Source organism: Bacillus sp. Brlt_9, assembly GCF_051948935.1.
In the GTDB taxonomy this organism is placed as follows: domain Bacteria; phylum Bacillota; class Bacilli; order Bacillales; family Bacillaceae_G; genus Bacillus_A.
In genome coordinates this window covers 234,700-253,339 of record NZ_JAYJLO010000006.1, presented here as the reverse complement: position 1 = coordinate 253,339, position 18,640 = coordinate 234,700, and the positions used below count along the sequence as shown (strand labels likewise).

Here is an 18,640-nt window from a genome sequence, read left to right as displayed (position 1 = left end):
TAAGAAGTAAACAACTTTATTATCTCTACACACGTCTTTTTTGTTTGTTATTTTTTATTTTTTGAAATACTCAGTCTCAATCTTCTTTTCCTTCAAAAACTTTTCAATTTCTTTTTGCTTCCTACCATTAACTTTCTCAAAGCGTTTTGTAAAAGAAAAATCAGTCTTGAATAAGTTACCATCTTCAGCGAGTTTGTCTAGTTCTTGCTCTAGTTCTACTGAAAGTGCCGTAGACGATGAAATATATTCATGAATTTCCTTCGAAGGCTGTTTGTAATCATCGGGGATCGTATTGTTACTAATAAAATGATGGAAGTTCGCATCGTTTTGTTGCGCTAAATCTACTAGTTGTTTTAATTTCTCCCGGTCGGATTCCGTGACATTCTCGTCAGACATGGCTGACGAAAGTGGGACGATGTTTTCGTATAACTCTCCGCTATAATTTAAATACGTTTTTATATTTTGTTTCATTTCGTTTTCGTTAATCGTTTCATTCTTTTTTGAGGAAGTAAATATAGTTTCCGGAATTTTAACCGTAACATCTTTAATAGATTGTACATCGTTTTCTTCCTTAGGTTCTGCACTGTTTGAACAAGCTGATAGAAATAAAATTGTCAGTAGCATGAGTGGATATAAAATATACTTTTTCATCTTAATCTCCTTTTGCATTAGTGTCTTTGTAAAATAGCTACATTCCATTTCAAATACTTAACTAAAGCTGCGTATAGATGTTTGATCATTTGATAACTTATGACGGATATGAGTAAACCGACGCAAAAAGCGATGAACACATTATAAACATCGGAATAACTAATTTGATGAAACCCTTTAAAGAATCCTAATCCTATTAATAAAATAGGTGAAATGATTAATACTGGAGTGGCAATGATAAGTGCTAGAATAATCGGTAATAAAAAGAGTAGTACGAAAAAGGCGATAAAGATAAAGGCAAAGTTTAAAACACTTAAGCTCATAACAGAAAATAGTGCAGTTATCATATTTTTGAAGCTGCGTTTCTTGTCAGCATTGCTTATTGCATAGGAAACATTCAGTTCTTTCGCGATCATTTTAGGGTTTCCTAGTTTTCTAGCAATTTCTTCTTCACATTTTCCATCTTGTTTACCACTAATAAAATGAGTTTCATACTCTGAAATAATATCTTTCTTTTCTGCATTAGGCATATTCCGCAGGGAGGAACTAAGTTGTTCTAAAAATTCACTTTTGTTCATAACGATCACTTTCCTTTATAGAATGATGAATGAAAGCTGAGAATCTTATCTTTTGAAAAGGGGGATACGAATTACAATTAATGGGTATTCCATTATTTACAAATATATCATTTGGTAGTGTTCTTTGCAAGGTACTGTTATTTTTAAAATACTGTGATGAGATGGAAGTTTTTTAGATTTTTTCGAGAAAATATGAAAATATTATTTTAGGATAAATAAAGGATTGTAAGCGCATTCCTTAATGAGCGTCAAAAAACTGTCAAATTCATATCGTTGGAAAAATAAAGCATTTGTAATATAATGATAAATAATACTTCACCACGTTAATTAACTAGGTGAAATTAAAAATCTTTATTACACACATTATGAAATAAAGGGATGATTAGTTTGACAGGTGTAAAAGCAAACGACGTGAAGGCAAAAACAAAAGGAGCAGATCTTGTTGTTGATTGTTTAATTAAACAAGGTGTTACACATGTTTTCGGTATTCCAGGAGCGAAGATTGACTCTGTATTTGATGTACTGCAAGAAAGAGGACCAGAGTTAATTGTTTGTCGTCATGAACAAAATGCAGCATTTATGGCAGCTGCGATTGGTAGATTAACAGGGAAACCGGGCGTATGTCTTGTAACTTCAGGACCAGGGACATCAAATTTAGCGACAGGTCTTGTTACTGCGAATGCGGAGAGTGATCCCGTTGTTGCTTTAGCTGGTGCAGTTCCACGTACAGATCGATTAAAACGTACGCATCAATCTATGGATAATGCTGCACTATTCGAACCAATCACAAAATATAGCGTAGAAGTAGAGCATCCTGATAATGTGCCAGAAGCATTATCAAATGCATTTCGAAGTGCGACTTCCACAAATCCAGGCGCTACTTTAGTAAGTCTTCCGCAAGACGTTATGACTGCGGAAACGACTGTAGAGTCTATTGGTGCGCTTTCTAAGCCACAACTTGGAATCGCTCCCACACAGGATATTACATATGTAGTAGAAAAAATAAAAGCAGCGAAATTACCGGTTATTTTACTCGGTATGAGAGCGAGCACAAATGAAGTGACGAAAGCCGTTCGTGAATTAATTGCAGATACAGAACTTCCTGTCGTTGAAACATATCAAGCGGCTGGTGCTATTTCACGTGAGTTAGAAGATCATTTCTTCGGCCGTGTTGGGTTATTCCGTAATCAACCAGGTGATATTTTACTAGAAGAAGCAGATCTTGTTATTTCTGTCGGTTATGACCCAATTGAATATGATCCGAAATTCTGGAATAAACTTGGGGACAGAACGATTATTCATCTTGATGATCATCAAGCAGATATCGATCATGATTACCAACCAGAGCGTGAATTAATTGGTGATATTGCCTTAACAGTAAATAGCATCGCAGAAAAATTACCGAAACTTGTATTAAGTACGAAATCAGAAGCAGTATTAGAACGATTACGCGCGAAATTATCAGAACAAGCAGAAGTGCCAAATCGTCCTTCAGAAGGTGTTACGCATCCACTTCAAGTGATTCGTACACTTCGTTCTTTAATTAGTGACGATACAACCGTTACATGTGACATCGGTTCCCATTCTATTTGGATGGCGAGATGTTTCCGTTCTTATGAACCACGTAGATTATTATTTAGCAACGGTATGCAAACGTTAGGTGTTGCACTTCCTTGGGCAATTGCAGCTACTTTAGTAGAACCAGGTAAAAAAGTAGTTTCCGTATCAGGTGACGGTGGTTTCTTATTCTCCGCGATGGAATTAGAAACAGCGGTACGTTTAAATTCTCCAATCGTACATCTTGTTTGGAGAGACGGCACATATGATATGGTTGCATTCCAACAAATGATGAAATACGGCAGAACATCAGCTACAGAGTTTGGCGATGTTGATCTTGTGAAATATGCGGAAAGTTTCGGGGCGTTAGGTCTTCGTGTTAACACGCCTGATGAATTAGAAGGGGTATTAAAATCTGCATTAGCAGCAGACGGTCCTGTCATTATTGATATTCCAATCGACTACCGTGACAACATTAAATTAAGCGAAAAATTATTACCAAACCAATTAAACTAATGGAGGCAGATTTGAGATGACTGTTGCGCAATTAATCGATATTGATGCAAAAAAAACGAAAACGAGTAATGAAGTATATCAAACATCTACAATGCTTGCACTATTAGATGGTATATATGATGGTGTAATTAGCTTTGAGGAATTGAAAGAACGTGGTGATTTCGGCATCGGTACATTTGATCAATTAGATGGTGAAATGATCGCATTTGATAATGAATTTTATCATTTACGTTCAGACGGTTCAGCAGAAAAAGTAGAACCGGAAGAAACAACGCCGTTTGCGACGGTAACGTTTTTTGAAAAAGAAATGAGTTATACAGTAGAGCGTCCGATGAATCGTGAAGAAGTTGAGGCATTATTACATGAATTAATGCCGAGTAAAAACTTATTTTATGGTATTCGAATGGACGGTACGTTCCGCGAAGTGAGAACGAGAACTGTTCCGAGACAAGAAAAACCGTATACACCGCTCGTTGAAGTGACGAAATCACAACCGATCTTTTCATTTAAACATACAGAAGGTACGCTTGCTGGATTTTGGACACCAGATTACGCACAAGGTATTGGTGTAGCTGGTTTCCACTTACATTATATTGACGATGAAAGAAGCGGAGGCGGACATGTTTTTGACTATGTTGTTGAAAACTGTACGATTCAAATTTGTCAAAAAGCTCACATGCATTTAGCACTTCCGGAAACAGCGGATTTTATGGCGGCTGAATTATCAAGAGAAAACTTAGAGGATAATATTGCGACTGCGGAAGGTGCGGAGTAAAAAGGGAGAGACTGTTCCATTTTGGAACAGTCTTCTTTTTTGAATAGTTTTTGTTGAATCGTTTATTTCTTTGAAACGAACGGATGTCCCTCATAATAAAAACGCCACGGATAATGTACAGCTTCTTCTGCATAGTCGATGTTAATACGAGGTCCTGCTGTTATTTCATATTGTGATGACATGTGTTCTTCTTCTGGGACGAGTTCAATATGTAATGTTTCACTTTGTAATGATACGCCTCGTTCTTCTAAAGTAATTCCGAGGGCACGGCATAGTTTGCCAGGTCCGTTCGTTACGTTTTTATACTGCGCTTTTGTAACGTCTGTTTTGTTGTAGCGCGCGAGTTTTATTTCTTCAATCCCGTCTACCGGTTCAAGGGCTCGAATGAGAACACCTTGCGGGGTGCCAACTGGCGCTGTAATGACATTAAAACAATGATACATACCGTAAATTAAATATATGTAAGCATGTCCTGGCGCACCAAACATAACTTCTGTGCGGTCCGTTCGTCTGCCTCCGTAACTATGCGCGGCTTTATCATCGGGACCTTTGTATGCTTCTACTTCTACAATGATTCCGCTTCGTTTTATTCCATCTACAATATGCACAAGTTTTTGCCCGAGTAACTTCTTTGCGACTTCTAACGTATCGCCTTCATAAAAGGAAGGTGGTGCTTGCATTGTACTATCTCCTTTACTGAGTGTATATGTATATAGTAAACCAAATTTTCAGTAGTAATTCTAACTCGTTCTATTTGCTACATTTATTTCATAAATTATGGATAGAGTACAACAGCGAAGAGGGGGAGTGCGACATGATTTATCGCTTACTAGCTCTTAATATAGATGGGACACTACTATACAACAACGGAAAAATTGCAAAAGGATTACGAGAAACAATTGAATTTGTGAAAAGAAAAGATGTATACGTTACATTGTTTACGAGCCGTAATTTTCAGTCCGCTCATAAAGTAGCAAAGGCGCTAAAATTAGATTCTATATTAGTGACACACGGCGGTGCTTTCGTTTCAGCAACGTTAGATAAGCCGTATGTTCAAAGAAGATTATCGGAAGAGAAGACGTTTAACATTGTGCAAGTATTAGAGCATTTTGACTGTAACGTCCGCATTTCTCATGAACGGTTTTCAATCGGAAATCGTGAGAGAAATACACCAAACTTAATTGCGCGTACTGTATTATCGAGTGCAGATCCGTTATTTTATCCAGTTCAATTTGTAGACTCATTAGGTGATGCGCTTCGTGATCATCCAGTAGCAGCGCCAAAAATTGATGTTATTTTCCAAAGTAAAGGTGAAAAAGAACGAGGGATCCATACATTAAGAAAAGCGTTCCAAGATTTAGAGTATGTTGAGTGTGATTCAAAACGAATAGAAATTTTGCCGCAAAATGTATCGAAATTACGTGGATTACAATTGCTTGGAGAGCATTTAAATATTTCGCTAAACGAAATGGTTGCGATTGGAGATAGTATGGAAGATTTAGAGGTCATTGAAAATGTGGGTCTCGGGGTAGCGATGGGGAACGCGCCTGTAGAATTAAAGCAAGCAGCCGACTGGATTACACGTTCAAATAGTGAAAACGGTGTAGAGTATATGATTAAAGAACATTTCCGCAAGCAATTCCCGCTTCCGTTTTTGAAGAATCATAAAAATACACCGAAACGATAAAAGAAAAACGTAGCGTTTTCGCTACGTTTTTCTTTGTTCACGCTTCAATAACCTTAAGCATTCGATTTAAAAATGCGGCTGATTCAGCGCGTGTTGCTGTGCCTTTTGGTACGAATTCATTCCGTTCGTTACCCTTTACAATTCCATATGCATAAACGTTTTGTAATGCTTTTTTATCGTATGCTAAGTTTTGGTCAGTGAATGGTAATTTCACTTCTTTTCTATAAATCCATTTATATTCTAATGCACGGTCAATCATAATAACAGCTTCATCACGTGTTATTGTAGCATTGGGATCAAATTTATTATTCCCACGACCACTAATGATACCTGCACTAGCAGCACGTTTAATTCCATCCACTAAAGATGGATGTGCTTCGTTTAAGTCTGTAAATTTAGCATTTCCAGCAGGTAATTGTAAAGCTCTCGACATTAAATTTGCAAACTCAGCTCGTGTGACAAGACGATTTGGCCAGTAAGAACCATTTCCGTCACCGAACATGATTTTTCTAGCTGCTAACTGACGAATGTCTTGCTCATACCATCCACCTGTAATATCGTCTTTTTCATGAGGGACTTCTGGCGGCGGAATAACCTCTTTACGATGTTCATTATAGTAAGCGTTCGTGCCCTTTAAGAAAGCATCCCATTGTCCACGTTGAATCATAAATGCAGGGCAGTTTTTTCCGCTCCAAAATTGATGTTTTTGAACGTGATCGAGGGAGATATTTAATTCGTTCATTAAATAGGCTGCTAATTTTCGTGCGTTTTCTACTGCTTTAGCATAATTTCCATCACTATTCACAGCAATTTCAATTCCGATAGATTCATAGTTTCCAGTCTTATTTCCAGCATGCCAGCCAACTTCATTTAGTGGAAGATGTTGATAAATTTCTTTGTCATCTACTGTAAAATGCCAAGATGCTGAACGGTCAGTATTTCCGCGGGCTTGATTATCTAAGTACTTCGCATGATTTAAAGCGTTCGCACCTTTACTTGTATTAGCAGTTTCGTGAATTGTTATGTATTTTGGTTCCATTGCGTAGCCAGGACGAATATTTTCATTCCCTTTTGGGACGATCATTTCTTTAAATGTAACACCATAAATATTATTTGTAGGTAAATTAGAAGGTGTTTTGAAGAAAGTTGCGCTTCTCTTTTCGATAGCATCTGTTTTTTCAAATAATGATGCTTTCGTACCTTCAAATGTCGCTGAAGGAGCATAAATCCATTTTTCAGTTCCGTTCATTTGAATTTTAAACCAATTTCCAGCTTGTTCAGTAGGAGTTACTGTTTGTGGCTGTAACGTCTTTTCTTCTTTAAACGATTGGAAAGGGAACGAATATACTGATGTTTCTTCTGTTACAATTAGTTTTTGATTCGAAAGTTTATGAATCTCTTGTACTTCTAAACTATTACTTTCCTTATTAACCCAGCCAGAACCGGATGTAGTTTGCACGTAATATGCATTCCCTTTTTTCTTCGTTGCATTTACTACTGGTTCAGCAATTTCAATATTTGTTTTGGTTTTTAAGTCGTTTGAATCGTATAGTGGAAGTTTTGTTAATAAGTGGAGAAGATATTCACCCGAGATTTCAAGGTCGTTTTCTTCGTCATGTCTATGCTGCTTTGCATGTTCTTCAATGCTTTTTAAAGCTTGTTCATCCATAGACAATTCCGCAGTTCTCTCTATATTCTCTGCGAATGAATGGGTAGGTACTATACATGTTTGTAATGCCAAAGATAATGCTAAAATGTTGTAAAGCTTTTTTTTCATAGTTGTTTTAACACGTGATAGTCTTTATTGCGTGTTAAGAGTCCTCCTTTATATGTATTTAAATTAGTAGCAAGTACTAATACGTTCTAGATTGTAACAAGAGTATATTCTAATGTCTATACAACTAGAGAAAGTTCATTAAAAATCAATATTCAGTTTGTTTTAAATAGGATATCTAAATAAGGTAAAACCTTCTGTATTGACCTGCAAACGCCCTTCAAGTAAACTAAAGAGAGTTTGCAAATGAAAAGGTGATAATGTTGTTAATTTCAATTAAAACGTTACAAGATGATCGTTTTTTACGTCCGCTACAAAATATTGGCGGCTTATTTTTTGAAGATAGTACGATTGGATTTGAACAAGAGGAAGCAAATCTTATCGTTGACATACACATTGAAGAGAATGTGAAAGCATCAGCTCGTTTAACAGATGTTGCGACTGGAAATGTGTATGAAGAAACATTCGCAAAAGATTTATCTGCTTTCACAGATGAAAAAGAGCGTATGAAGCAAGTGAAGCACGTTGTTTCTTATGTATATCTTTCTGTTCTTCAGCAGTTAACTGGGCTTGAACAAAGCTGGGGCATTTTAACGGGAGTTCGTCCGACGAAACTTCTTCATAAAATGCTTCAAAATGGTATGTCAAAAGAAGAAGCACACCAAGAACTTCGTGAAAGCTATTTAATTCATGAAGAGAAAATTGAACTTCTTCAGCGTATTGTGGATTGCCAATTAGCGGTAGTTCCGGATTTATACCGTTTGAAAGAGGAAGTAAGTATTTATATCGGTATTCCATTCTGCCCAACAAAGTGTGCATACTGTACATTCCCGGCGTATGCAATTAACGGACGTCAAGGTTCTGTTGATTCATTCTTAGGTGGTTTACATTATGAAGTTCGTGAAATTGGTAAGTTTTTAAAAGAAAAAGGTGTAACAGTTACGACGATTTATTACGGCGGCGGTACACCGACAAGTATTACAGCAGAAGAGATGGATATGCTGTATGAAGAAATGTATGAAGCGTTCCCAGATGTGAAAAATGTGCGTGAAGTAACAGTTGAGGCAGGTCGCCCAGATACAATTACGCCAGCGAAGCTAGAAGTGTTAAACAAATGGAATATTGACCGTATTAGTATTAATCCGCAGTCATACCATCAAGAGACACTAAAAGCAATCGGACGTCACCATACTGTAGAAGAAACAATTGAGAAGTATCATTTAGCTCGTGAAATGGGAATGAACAATATTAATATGGACTTAATTATTGGTCTTCCTGGTGAAGGGTTAGATATTTTCAAGCATACGTTAGATGAAACAGAAAAGTTAATGCCAGAATCATTAACAGTTCATACGTTATCATTCAAACGTGCTTCTGAAATGACGCAAAACAAACGTAAATATAAAGTGGCAGGTCGCGAAGAAATTACAGCGATGATGCACGAAGCAGAAGAGTGGACGCAAAAGCATAATTACGTACCATATTACCTATATCGTCAAAAGAATATTTTAGGTAACTTAGAGAACGTTGGTTATGCAATGCCGACGCAAGAAAGTATTTACAACATTGTCATTATGGAAGAAGTTCAATCGATTATCGGACTTGGCTGTGGTGCATCAAGTAAATTTGTTCATCCGAAGACAGGTGCAATTACGCACTTCGCAAATCCGAAAGATCCAAAATCATATAACGATGGCTTCGTAAAATATACAGAAGATAAACTGAAAATTTTAGAAGAGCTATTTGTATAAGAAGAAAGAGGTTGTTCCGATTTGGAACAACCTCTTTTTATTCCGCTATTTGTGGGATTCGGGCTGCACGTAAATGCTCGATAGGTGTGGGCCGATTAAAGTTCCACTTTATTTTGTCAGTTTTTGTCGGTAAGTCGATATATTTGAAAAATCGCTGATATAAATTGAGTTGTGGTCGATATATTTTGAAAATCGCTGATATATTTCAAGTTACGGTCGATATATCCGGAAAATCGCCGATATAATTTCACTGACCGCCAAAAGCGGAACCGTTTGTAAAACTATGTCGATAATAATCAGAAAAATTAGTCAAATCATTAAAGGACAATGTCTACTTATGGACGAAATGATAGATTTATGAAAGAGAAAAGGGGGAAATTGTTGGCATGTACATGACGATAGGGAGAATATTTGATTTATCTGTTGGTAAGTATCCAAATAAAGAGGCGTTAGTGGAACCAGAAAAAAATATTCGCTGGACGTATAAACAGTGGGATGAGCAAATAAATAAAACGGCGCAAGCTTTATTGAAAGAAGGGGTAAGAAAGGGAGATACGGTATCTGTTTACTTATATAATTGCCGTGAATTTGTAAACGTTTACTTAGCCTGTGCGAAAATTGGGGCAATCTTTAACCCAATTAACTTCCGTTTAAAAGCAAAAGAGTTATCGTATATTCTCCAGGATGCAGCCTCGAAAGTAGTAGTCTTTGAAAAGGCGGTTGAATCAACTGTTGCTATCATTGAACGAGATTTTCCAAATTCGTCTTTTTGGTATGTAGAAGACGACACACCTTCCTATGCTAGTTCTTACCATGAAAAAGTAAATGAAGCATCAGCTGAAAAAGTAGATATTGAAGTCGATGAAATGGATTATTGTTCTATGCTGTATACGAGCGGTACGACTGGTCATCCGAAAGGCGTACTACATCGCCATCGTGATATGGCTGAGCATAGTATGATTTGTACGTATTTCTTAAAATATAATAGAGATAGTGCGGGGCTTGTAGTGGCGCCTTTATATCATTGCGGCGAGTTAAACGCTGGGATTATTCCGCGCATTCAAGTTGGCGGAAAGAATGTTATTTTACATCACTTTGATACGGATAGAGTATTACATACGATTCAAGAAGAGAAGATTACGACGTTTTTTGCAGCACCGACGATGTGGAATATGTTATTGCAAAAAGATTTAACGCAGTACGATTTAACATCGATGAAGATTGGTATATATGGAGGAGCGGCGATGGCTCCAGCGCTAGTGAAGGAATGTAAAGAACGTCTTTATATTGATCTTGTACAAATATACGGAATGACAGAGATGGGACCAGTTGTTGCGTTTCTCGTAGAAGAAGATCAAATTACGAAAGCAGGTTCAGCGGGAACACCGTGCTTTAGTCATGAAATTCGTATTGTAAAACCAAATGATGATGCACCAGCAGAACCAGATGATGTACTACCTCCTTATGAAGTAGGGGAGATTATTTTGCGCGGCCCAACTATGATGGCTGGTTATCATAACCGAGAAGAAGCAAATGCAAAATCGATGTATAAAGGATGGTACCACTCTGGTGATTTAGGTTACTTCGATAAAGATGGCTATTTATTTGTCGCAGATCGCGTGGATGATATGGTGATTAGCGGCGGCGTTAATATTTATCCACGTGAAATTGAAGATTTCCTTCATAGTCATCCTGGTGTATTAGATGTTGCGGTGCTTGGTGAGCCAGATGAATTATGGGGAGAACGTGTAGTGGCTGTCGTTGTAAAGAAAGATGAAGCGATTACAGAAAATGATTTGGAAATATATTGTAAAGAAAGTGATGAATTAGCAGATTATAAACGCCCACGTCATTATTTATTTGTGGATGAACTTCCTCGTAATGCGAGTGGGAAATTACAAAAATTTGTCCTGAGAGAGTCGTTGAAAGGCGCAAAACAATAGGGAGTAGAGCAGTCGTCTATACAGATAAAGCTATCTTTTCTAATACGAAAAGGTAGCTTTATTTTTTTAAAAACGATTGAAAAAATGGTATAAATCTTCTTTTATTATTATGTAAAAATATTTTTTGGAGTATTGCACTTTGTTTATAAATTTATACAAACCGCTTTAAATAAGGGTTTAATGAATTTTTCAGATGGACTTTATAGATATTGAGATAATAATTTTAGTAAGAGTGGAATGAAGTTATGAAAGGAGAATTATCGCTGAAAGATAAAGAAATTCAGTCGTCAGATGACCTGATGAATGAATTGGTCACTTAGTATATTTTGGTAGCATGAATATAGTAACAAATTAATATGTAAATGAACAGTCTTGTAATGTATTTTTATTGGGACTAGTATTTATTGTTGGCTGCCTGAAAAAAGTAGAAATGAACGCAAGATAATTAATGAATTTTGTTGTTTATTACTTTATGTGTAGAACTAACGATGGTTTGATGCTGCAAATAATCTTTAGTCCGTACCCCCTTAGTTTAAGGGGTATTTTGGGTGGAATGGATCTCACGGCTAAAAAGATTAACAATTAATATTGGAGGTTTTATGAGTACATATTTAAAAAGAATATCTGTGATTTGTTTTATTTTTACTGTTCTTATTGGACAGATTTTTATGCCTATCATAGGGCATGCCCAAGAATTAAATACGACAGGATTTGTTGATAGTTTTGCATTTGAAAAGACAACATTAAATTATGGGGAAAAGACTAGCATTCATGTAAACTTTAGTGAAAAGCCTGGAAAGAAGATGAAGTCTGGGGATACATTAACGCTAGCACTTCCGCCAGAATTAAAAGGTTATAGTGGCACAATTCCATTAAAGGATGATTCGGGGCGTATTTTTGGTACGTGCCAGATTAATGCAAATAATGTAGTTTGTACATTTAATGATACGGTAGAAAAGCTTGAAAATATTAGAGGGAACTTTAATTTCACTGTTCAAGGTACGAATGTTGAAGCCGGAAAGACGAAAGATGTACAAACGAATTTAGGGACAGATTTAGAAAAACAAATGGTAAGTATTACGCATCCAAAAGGAGAGGGTACAGAACCGGGGATCTTTTTCTATAAGTCTGGTGATATTCAGCCAGACGAAAGTAATGAAGTGCGTTGGTTTTTAAATATAAATTTAAAGAAACAATATTTACATGACAACATCGTTTTAAAAGATACGTTACAAGAAGGACAAACGCTAAATAAAGATAGTTTTACTATTACTATCAATAATAAAGAGTATTTATCTCTTAAACAATTTCAAGACCGAGGTTATGGATATATTAAGCTCACTAGTGATAACTCATTTGAAGTTGTAATTTATAGACATATGGCGAACGCTACGTCGTTTACCATTTTCTACACATCAACGATTACTGATAGCGGGAAAAAGTTGAAACATCTACAGAATGACTACAAGCTTGATTATCAAATTTTATATGAGAAGCCTACTTCTGAATCTAATAGTGTAAAGGTTGAAAATATATCATTTGGCGGCGGGGCTGAAGGAGTTTTACCTGCAAAAGGAACGTTGCAGATTGTTAAACATATTGAAGGAGACGAGAATAAGTTTATTCCAGGTGTTTCTTTTAAATTGTTTACAGAGTCAGGTCAGCAAATTGGTGATTCCTATACAACAAATCAAGATGGAATAGTTGAAGCACCAAACCTTACTCCAGGTAATTATTACGTACAAGAAATATCTGCTCCGAACTATGTAGAGTTTGATTCACAAGCGAAAATTCCTTTCACAATTAAGACGGATGCTACAAACGGAATAAAACTTATGGTTCCAAATAAGTTAAAAACTATATCTGTTGCAGGAACGAAAACGTGGGAAGGCGATAAAGTAAACGATCGCCCGAAAACGATTAAAGTAGATTTACTGCAAAATGGTAAAGTCATTGCAACGAAAGAAGTTACGGCAGCAAATGATTGGAAATATGAGTTTGGAAAGTTACCAGCATTTGATAACGATGGAAAAGCTCATACGTATGAAGTGAAAGAACAACCAGTATTAGGATATCAATCAAAAGTTAACGGATATGATATTACAAATATAAAAATCCACGAAGTAACAGAAGTAGAAGAGCAAGGTAAAGAAGAATCGATAGAAGAACTGGAAGCTCCAACTAACCCAGAAACACCACAGGTAACAGAAGAGCCGAAAGAGTTAGAGAAGCCAGAAGTTACGGAGAAACCGGAAATTCATGTAACGCCAGAAGAAGAACAAGTTGAAGAAGGAACAACAGAAGAAATAAAAGAAGAAAAACCGGAAACACCAAAAGTGACAGAAGAGCCGAAAGAGCTAGAGAAGCCAGAAGTTACGGAGAAACCGGAAATTCATGTAACGCCAGAAGAAGAACAAGTTGAAGAAGGAACAACAGAAGAAATAAAAGAAGAAAAACCGGAAGAACCGAAAGTAACAGAAGAGCCGAATGTGCTAGAGAAGCCAGAAGTTACGGAGAAACCGGAAATTCATGTGAAACCAGAAGAAGAGCAAGTTGAAGAAGGAACAACAGAAGAAATAAAAGAAGAAAAACCGGAAGAACCAAAAGTAACAGAAGAGCCGAATGTGCTAGAGAAGCCAGAAGTTACGGAGAAGCCGGAAATTCATGTAAAACCAGAAGAAGAACAAGTTGAAGAAGAAACAACAGAAGAAATAAAAGAAGAAAAACCGGAAGAACCAAAAGTAACAGAAGAGCCGAAAGAGCTAGAGAAGCCAGAGGTTACGGAGAAGCCGGAAATTCATGTAAAACCAGAAGAAGAGCAAGTTGAAGAAGGAACAACAGAAGAAATAAAAGAAGAAAAACCGGAAGAACCAAAAGTAACAGAAGAGCCGAAAGAGCTAGAGAAGCCAGAAGTTACGGAAAAACCGGAAATTCATGTAAAACCAGAAGAAGAACAAGTTGAAGAAGGAACAACAGAAGAAATAAAAGAAGAAAAACCGGAAGAACCAAAAGTAACAGAAGAGCCGAAAGAGCTAGAGAAGCCAGAGGTTACGGAGAAGCCGGAAATTCATGTAAAACCAGAAGAAGAACAAGTTGAAGAAGGAACAACAGAAGAAATAAAAGAAGAAAAGCCGGAAGAACCGAAAGTAACAGAAGAGCCGAAAGAGCTAGAGAAGCCAGAAGTTACGGAAAAACCGGAAATCCATGTAAAACCAGAAGAAGAAAAAGTAGAAGAACCAAACAAGTCAGAAGTAAAAGACCAGCCAAAAGTTTCAAACAAACCAGAGGCTCAAGGTAAAGTAGAAGCAGAAAACAAACAAGATGTACAAAATAAACATGAAGTACCAGCTAGTAAAGAAAGTAATAAGCAATCAAAATCACTTCCTCAAACAGGAGGAGTATCAACTGAAGCTACTTCTACTATTGCAGGTATGTTCGCATTAATTATGGGTGCGCTGTTATTTAGACGTCCAAAAAAATAATGAGTTTGAGAGTGTTAAGTTCTTGTGTTTTTAGAATAAGATGTAAAAAAAAGCGGAGACGATAAGTCTCCGCTTTTTATATTATTTACGTGAAAATCCTTCTTCATCAAGGTATTCCGCAGCTTCTGGATAAGAGTTGAATGTACCGTCTAAGTTTACACCAGCGTATACGTTCCACATATCGTCCTCTGAGATAAGAGTAAGGATATGGCCGTCTTCGTTATGCCATTCTTCTTCTTTCGCAGGTTCTGCAGGAACAACTACTTCTTCTTGTGAAAGTAATTCAATTGATTGCTCGATTACTGAGCGTAATTCATCTGCTGAAAATTCGCGGATGTTAACCATACCTTTATCATCCGTTTTGTAACCTTTAATACCACTTGCATATACAAATCCGTTTCCATTTGGATGTAAGTGATAAACAACGTTCTTTTTATCTAAACGACTTTCTTCAAAGTGAAAGTTCACGCGTTTTAATGATACGTTCTTTCTTTCTAATTCAGGGAAAGATTCAATAATCGATAATTTTTCTTCAAAAGTTAGCATAGTGCCTCCAAATATATAATAAAAGATTTAATTTGTTCATTATAACATAGTTATAATAGTTTCCAAAGATAAGGCGAGGCTTATAATTGAATGCGTTTACGTCACGATACTGTAAAAAGTGGACTAACGAATATATTCTTTTAGGTGTACAATGGGAAATGGACTTTACCCCGCATTAACGGGCAGTAAAACTCCCACCTCAAAATATGGCTGGAGCAAAGAAGTTAGGTGGGAGATTAACTGCCTGTAAAAGCCCGATTGGTTCAACTAATAATCAGTGGGGGATGAACAAAACCCCCACTGATTAAAGTTTCACTTTATACGAAGGTGGTTTTTATATGTTTCAAAAAATAGCAAAGGAATGTTTAGCAGGTTTTACTGTTGCGATTGTTGCGTTGCCACTTGCCATTGCATTTGGTATTGCAGCAACCGGAACGTCTGAGGGAGCACTAGTCGGATTGTATGGTGCGATTTTTGCAGGTTTATTTGCGGCGTTATTTGGTGGTACACCTGGGCAAGTTACAGGGCCAACTGGACCGATTACCGTTATTGCGACAGGAGTGATTGCGACGCACGGATTAGAGGCGAGCTTTATAGCGTTTATGATGGCGGGACTGTTTCAAATTTTATTCGGTGTATGTAAGCTTGGTTCTTACGTTCGATACATTCCATATTCTGTCGTTTCAGGATTTATGAACGGAATTGCATTAATTATTATTTTAGGTGAAATGAAGCATGTGCAAAATAGCTTTCTACTCGTAGTATTAACGATTATTGTCATGATTGTTTCTGGAAAATGGATTAAGGCGATTCCATCTAGTTTAGTCGCATTAGTAGGTGTGACAGCTATGCTTCCTTTATTTTCTTCTGCGCTAGAAGGGCTTACAGTGAAGTTACCGGTTATCGGAAACTTGTCATTAAATAAGGTGATTGAAAAGATTGGAACGATTCCAGAAGCAATGCCGACGCTTCATATTCCATCTTTAAGCGGAATAGGCATCGCAGAACTTATTTTACCAGCGCTTAGTATTGCTTTATTAGGATCGATTGACTCGTTGTTAACATCGGTTGTAATGGATAATGTGACGGGTACACGTCATAAAAGCAATAAAGAACTGGTCGGACAAGGTATCGGTAATATGATGAGTGGATTATTTGGCGGATTAGCAGGGGCCGGGGCGACTGTACGATCTATCGTGAATATAAGAAGCGGTGGTAAAACGGCGCTTTCAGCAAGTATGCATAGTGTTATATTATTTATTTTCATTATGGGACTTGGATCGGTTGTACAATACATTCCGCTCGCTGTATTATCAGGTATTTTAATTTTAACTGGTATTGGCATGTTTGATTGGGAAAGCATGAAGAAAATGCATGTAGCACCAAAAGGTGATGTCATTGTTATGATCGTAACGATGGTTGTCACAGTGAAGTTTGATTTAATGATCGCTGTTGCGTTCGGTATTATTCTTTCGTTCCTTATATACATGGTGAAATGTAAAGAACGTAATGCCTCTATTATAAAAGAAAAGGAAGCAACATATAAAATTAAAGGTCCGCTTTCTTTCCTAACAGTGGATCGTGTTTTTTATGCTTTACAAGACGTAAAGTCTCCGGTTGTTTTACGTATGAAAGATGTGCGCTATATGGATGTATCAGGCGCAATGGCTTTGCTGAACTTTGTGGAGCAGTCGGATAAAGTAGGTGCGAGTGTGACACTAGAACAAGTGCCTGCTCATATTGAAAACACGTTAGTAACGATGGCAAGCAATGAGCAGAAAGATAAATTACAGTTTGTAAAAGCTGAAGCTATATAAGGAAATGCCCTCGTATGAGGGTGTTTTTTATTCAGTTTAATATCTCTATATAGGGATATTTTGCGTTTATTGACATTTATGAATCTTAGCAGTATAGTAACATCTTAGATTAGCAATGTGCTATTATAAGAAGGTATATGAATTTTGAGATTCCTTTATATTCAGAAGGAAGAGCTTTAAGCTGGAGGGAATATTTGATGTACAAACAGTTACCACACGGAGTGAAGATCGGGATTACACGCTCAATTGTTGTTTCTTTTGAGAAGTATATGAAAGAAATTGAATGGAATGAAGAAAAATTTGATATGCAGCAATTTGTTGAACAGTGGAAACAATATTTATACACAAAATCAACTTGGATCAATAAAGTAGATGATGAGTTGAAAGAACATCCAGATTTCCATCAAGCGTTAGCAGTGAAAGTGAATGAAAAAATTAACGACCTTATTAATGAAGAGCCGAGCGAAGAGCAAGTAGAGCAATTAAAGAAAAATAAAGTGAAGCATGTAGATGAAATGTGCAAGTTAGAAGCTGAATATCATATTGAACGTTTATTAGTAACGAAGTAAATTTTACATAAAGAATAAGCCTGTCCAAGGAGGTGTGATGACCATCTTTTTGAACAGGTTTTTTTGTATGGAAAAGAATAAGAGAGGCTGCTAGAGCAGCCTCTCTTATTAGTCTTGTGGTACAAACGCTTTCCAAGAAGATAGATCCATATCTTCTTTTAATATAGATGAAGCAGGGAAGACAAATGACCACGGTTTTGTAGTGTTCGCTTTAATTTCAAGGTTCGGTAACGTGAAAGCACCTTTAACGACAACTGCACCTGAAGCATCTTCAATATGAAGAGGAAGTTGCTCTAGTTGAATCGTGTCTTTGCAACCGTTACGAATAAGAAGTGTTGTATGTAAATCACCGTTTTCTTTTCTTGCAGCTTGCAGACCTAGGAAGTTAATTTCACCATCATTTGGAGGTGTTAAATTGTCTACGAAATTACGTAAAGCTTCTTTGCTTGCTTCAGGTAACTGAGCTTCCCAAGATGGATCTAAATCTAATACATGCTTACTTTCAAGTTCAAATGCTAATTCCCAATCTGTTTGCGATAATTCAGCATCCGTAATTGTTTCTTGCTCGAATGTAAAGATGAATGGCATATTTACATTTGCAGGAATATCGCCAAGTGCAGAAAGGTTAAATGTTTTTCGTGCGCATAGTTTCTTCTCTTTATTTAGAAGAATTAATGTAACCTCTTCGAAAGAAATTGGTTTCGGAACAGTGCTGCGAATAAATACAGCTACGTCATAACCACTATTACGTTTTTCAATCTCAATTCCAGATAAAGAAATTTGATATTCTTGTAAACGCGTGAGTTCTTTATGTAAAAATTGATAAATGTATTTTTGTTCTTGTGCTACTGTACCACAGCTTGGGTGGAAGTAAAGCGTTGGTTTTACAGCTTTATTTTCAGTAGTTGTTTCTTCTTGTCCGAATAATTGATTACTAGAGACAGTCGTATCTTTTCCGCTTTTCTTAGCTTTTTTTAGGAATGATAACATAATC

Annotated in this window: 14 protein-coding genes; 8 read left to right on the top strand and 6 right to left on the bottom strand. The window is 36.7% G+C overall.

Annotation, left to right across the window (positions count from 1 at the left end; genetic code table 11):
• Positions 1–54 precede the first annotated feature (54 nt).
• A complete protein-coding gene (locus VF726_RS23065) occupies positions 55–651 on the bottom strand; it encodes an NDxxF motif lipoprotein (RefSeq protein ID WP_440172455.1) in 597 nt (198 codons plus the stop codon).
• Positions 652–668: 17 nt separating this feature from the next.
• A complete protein-coding gene (locus VF726_RS23060) occupies positions 669–1,229 on the bottom strand; it encodes an HAAS signaling domain-containing protein (RefSeq protein ID WP_440172453.1) in 561 nt (186 codons plus the stop codon).
• A gap of 378 nt (positions 1,230–1,607) precedes the next feature.
• On the opposite strand from VF726_RS23060, the gene alsS reads away from it, so the two are divergent.
• On the top strand, positions 1,608–3,302 hold the full coding sequence (alsS, locus tag VF726_RS23055) for an acetolactate synthase AlsS (RefSeq protein ID WP_440172451.1): 1,695 nt from the start codon (positions 1,608–1,610) through the stop codon (positions 3,300–3,302).
• A 16-nt stretch (positions 3,303–3,318) separates the two neighbouring features.
• A complete protein-coding gene (alsD, locus tag VF726_RS23050) occupies positions 3,319–4,077 on the top strand; it encodes an alpha-acetolactate decarboxylase (RefSeq protein ID WP_440172449.1) in 759 nt (252 codons plus the stop codon).
• 62 nt (positions 4,078–4,139) lie between these two features.
• On the opposite strand, the gene VF726_RS23045 is transcribed toward alsD, so the two are convergent.
• Positions 4,140–4,757 (bottom strand): DNA-3-methyladenine glycosylase, encoded by a 618-nt coding sequence (locus VF726_RS23045; RefSeq protein ID WP_440172447.1) that lies wholly within the window; start codon positions 4,755–4,757, stop codon positions 4,140–4,142.
• Between the two features lie 134 nt (positions 4,758–4,891).
• Here VF726_RS23045 and VF726_RS23040 point away from each other — a divergent pair, with 134 nt between their 5' ends.
• On the top strand, positions 4,892–5,764 hold the full coding sequence (locus VF726_RS23040) for a Cof-type HAD-IIB family hydrolase (RefSeq protein WP_440172445.1): 873 nt from the start codon (positions 4,892–4,894) through the stop codon (positions 5,762–5,764).
• Positions 5,765–5,801: 37 nt separating this feature from the next.
• On the opposite strand, the gene VF726_RS23035 is transcribed toward VF726_RS23040, so the two are convergent.
• On the bottom strand, positions 5,802–7,541 hold the full coding sequence (locus VF726_RS23035; RefSeq protein WP_440172443.1) for an S-layer homology domain-containing protein: 1,740 nt from the start codon (positions 7,539–7,541) through the stop codon (positions 5,802–5,804).
• A 257-nt stretch (positions 7,542–7,798) separates the two neighbouring features.
• On the opposite strand from VF726_RS23035, the gene VF726_RS23030 reads away from it, so the two are divergent.
• The 3 genes from VF726_RS23030 (at position 7,799) to VF726_RS23020 (ending at position 14,714) form a co-directional block, all read left to right on the top strand.
• A complete protein-coding gene (locus VF726_RS23030) occupies positions 7,799–9,289 on the top strand; it encodes a coproporphyrinogen III oxidase (RefSeq protein WP_002047350.1) in 1,491 nt (496 codons plus the stop codon).
• 386 nt (positions 9,290–9,675) lie between these two features.
• Positions 9,676–11,232, top strand: a complete 1,557-nt coding sequence (locus tag VF726_RS23025; protein ID WP_440172440.1) for a fatty acid--CoA ligase — start codon at positions 9,676–9,678, stop codon at positions 11,230–11,232.
• Between the two features lie 599 nt (positions 11,233–11,831).
• On the top strand, positions 11,832–14,714 hold the full coding sequence (locus VF726_RS23020; protein ID WP_440172531.1) for a Cna B-type domain-containing protein: 2,883 nt from the start codon (positions 11,832–11,834) through the stop codon (positions 14,712–14,714).
• Positions 14,715–14,795: 81 nt separating this feature from the next.
• Here VF726_RS23020 and VF726_RS23015 read toward each other — a convergent pair whose 3' ends face one another.
• A complete protein-coding gene (locus VF726_RS23015) occupies positions 14,796–15,260 on the bottom strand; it encodes a hypothetical protein (protein WP_098759192.1) in 465 nt (154 codons plus the stop codon).
• Positions 15,261–15,598: 338 nt separating this feature from the next.
• Between VF726_RS23015 and VF726_RS23010 the strand changes: the two genes are divergently transcribed.
• Positions 15,599–17,077, top strand: coding sequence for a SulP family inorganic anion transporter (locus tag VF726_RS23010; RefSeq protein WP_440172437.1), 1,479 nt, complete (start codon positions 15,599–15,601; stop codon positions 17,075–17,077).
• A 197-nt stretch (positions 17,078–17,274) separates the two neighbouring features.
• Positions 17,275–17,646 (top strand): hypothetical protein, encoded by a 372-nt coding sequence (locus VF726_RS23005; RefSeq protein WP_440172435.1) that lies wholly within the window; start codon positions 17,275–17,277, stop codon positions 17,644–17,646.
• Positions 17,647–17,754: 108 nt separating this feature from the next.
• Here the strand turns inward: VF726_RS23005 and VF726_RS23000 are convergent, their stop codons facing one another.
• Entirely contained in the window at positions 17,755–18,636 is an 882-nt protein-coding gene (locus VF726_RS23000; protein ID WP_440172433.1) for an accessory Sec system S-layer assembly protein, read from the bottom strand.
• Between the last annotated feature and the right edge of the window lie 4 nt (positions 18,637–18,640).

Bases quoted from the DNA above. Each gene is read 5' to 3' on its own strand.
- VF726_RS23025 (WP_440172440.1), top strand. From the start codon at position 9,676: ATGTACATGACGATAGGGAGAATATTTGATTTATCTGTTGGTAAGTAT.
- VF726_RS23000 (WP_440172433.1), bottom strand. From the start codon at position 18,636: ATGTTATCATTCCTAAAAAAAGCTAAGAAAAGCGGAAAAGATACGACT.
- VF726_RS23065 (WP_440172455.1), bottom strand. From the start codon at position 651: ATGAAAAAGTATATTTTATATCCACTCATGCTACTGACAATTTTATTT.
- VF726_RS23035 (WP_440172443.1), bottom strand. From the start codon at position 7,541: ATGAAAAAAAAGCTTTACAACATTTTAGCATTATCTTTGGCATTACAA.
- alsS (WP_440172451.1), top strand. From the start codon at position 1,608: ATGATTAGTTTGACAGGTGTAAAAGCAAACGACGTGAAGGCAAAAACA.
- VF726_RS23005 (WP_440172435.1), top strand. From the start codon at position 17,275: ATGTACAAACAGTTACCACACGGAGTGAAGATCGGGATTACACGCTCA.
- VF726_RS23045 (WP_440172447.1), bottom strand. From the start codon at position 4,757: ATGCAAGCACCACCTTCCTTTTATGAAGGCGATACGTTAGAAGTCGCA.
- VF726_RS23020 (WP_440172531.1), top strand. From the start codon at position 11,832: ATGAGTACATATTTAAAAAGAATATCTGTGATTTGTTTTATTTTTACT.
- VF726_RS23015 (WP_098759192.1), bottom strand. From the start codon at position 15,260: ATGCTAACTTTTGAAGAAAAATTATCGATTATTGAATCTTTCCCTGAA.
- alsD (WP_440172449.1), top strand. From the start codon at position 3,319: ATGACTGTTGCGCAATTAATCGATATTGATGCAAAAAAAACGAAAACG.
- VF726_RS23060 (WP_440172453.1), bottom strand. From the start codon at position 1,229: ATGAACAAAAGTGAATTTTTAGAACAACTTAGTTCCTCCCTGCGGAAT.
- VF726_RS23010 (WP_440172437.1), top strand. From the start codon at position 15,599: ATGTTTCAAAAAATAGCAAAGGAATGTTTAGCAGGTTTTACTGTTGCG.
- VF726_RS23040 (WP_440172445.1), top strand. From the start codon at position 4,892: ATGATTTATCGCTTACTAGCTCTTAATATAGATGGGACACTACTATAC.
- VF726_RS23030 (WP_002047350.1), top strand. From the start codon at position 7,799: ATGTTGTTAATTTCAATTAAAACGTTACAAGATGATCGTTTTTTACGT.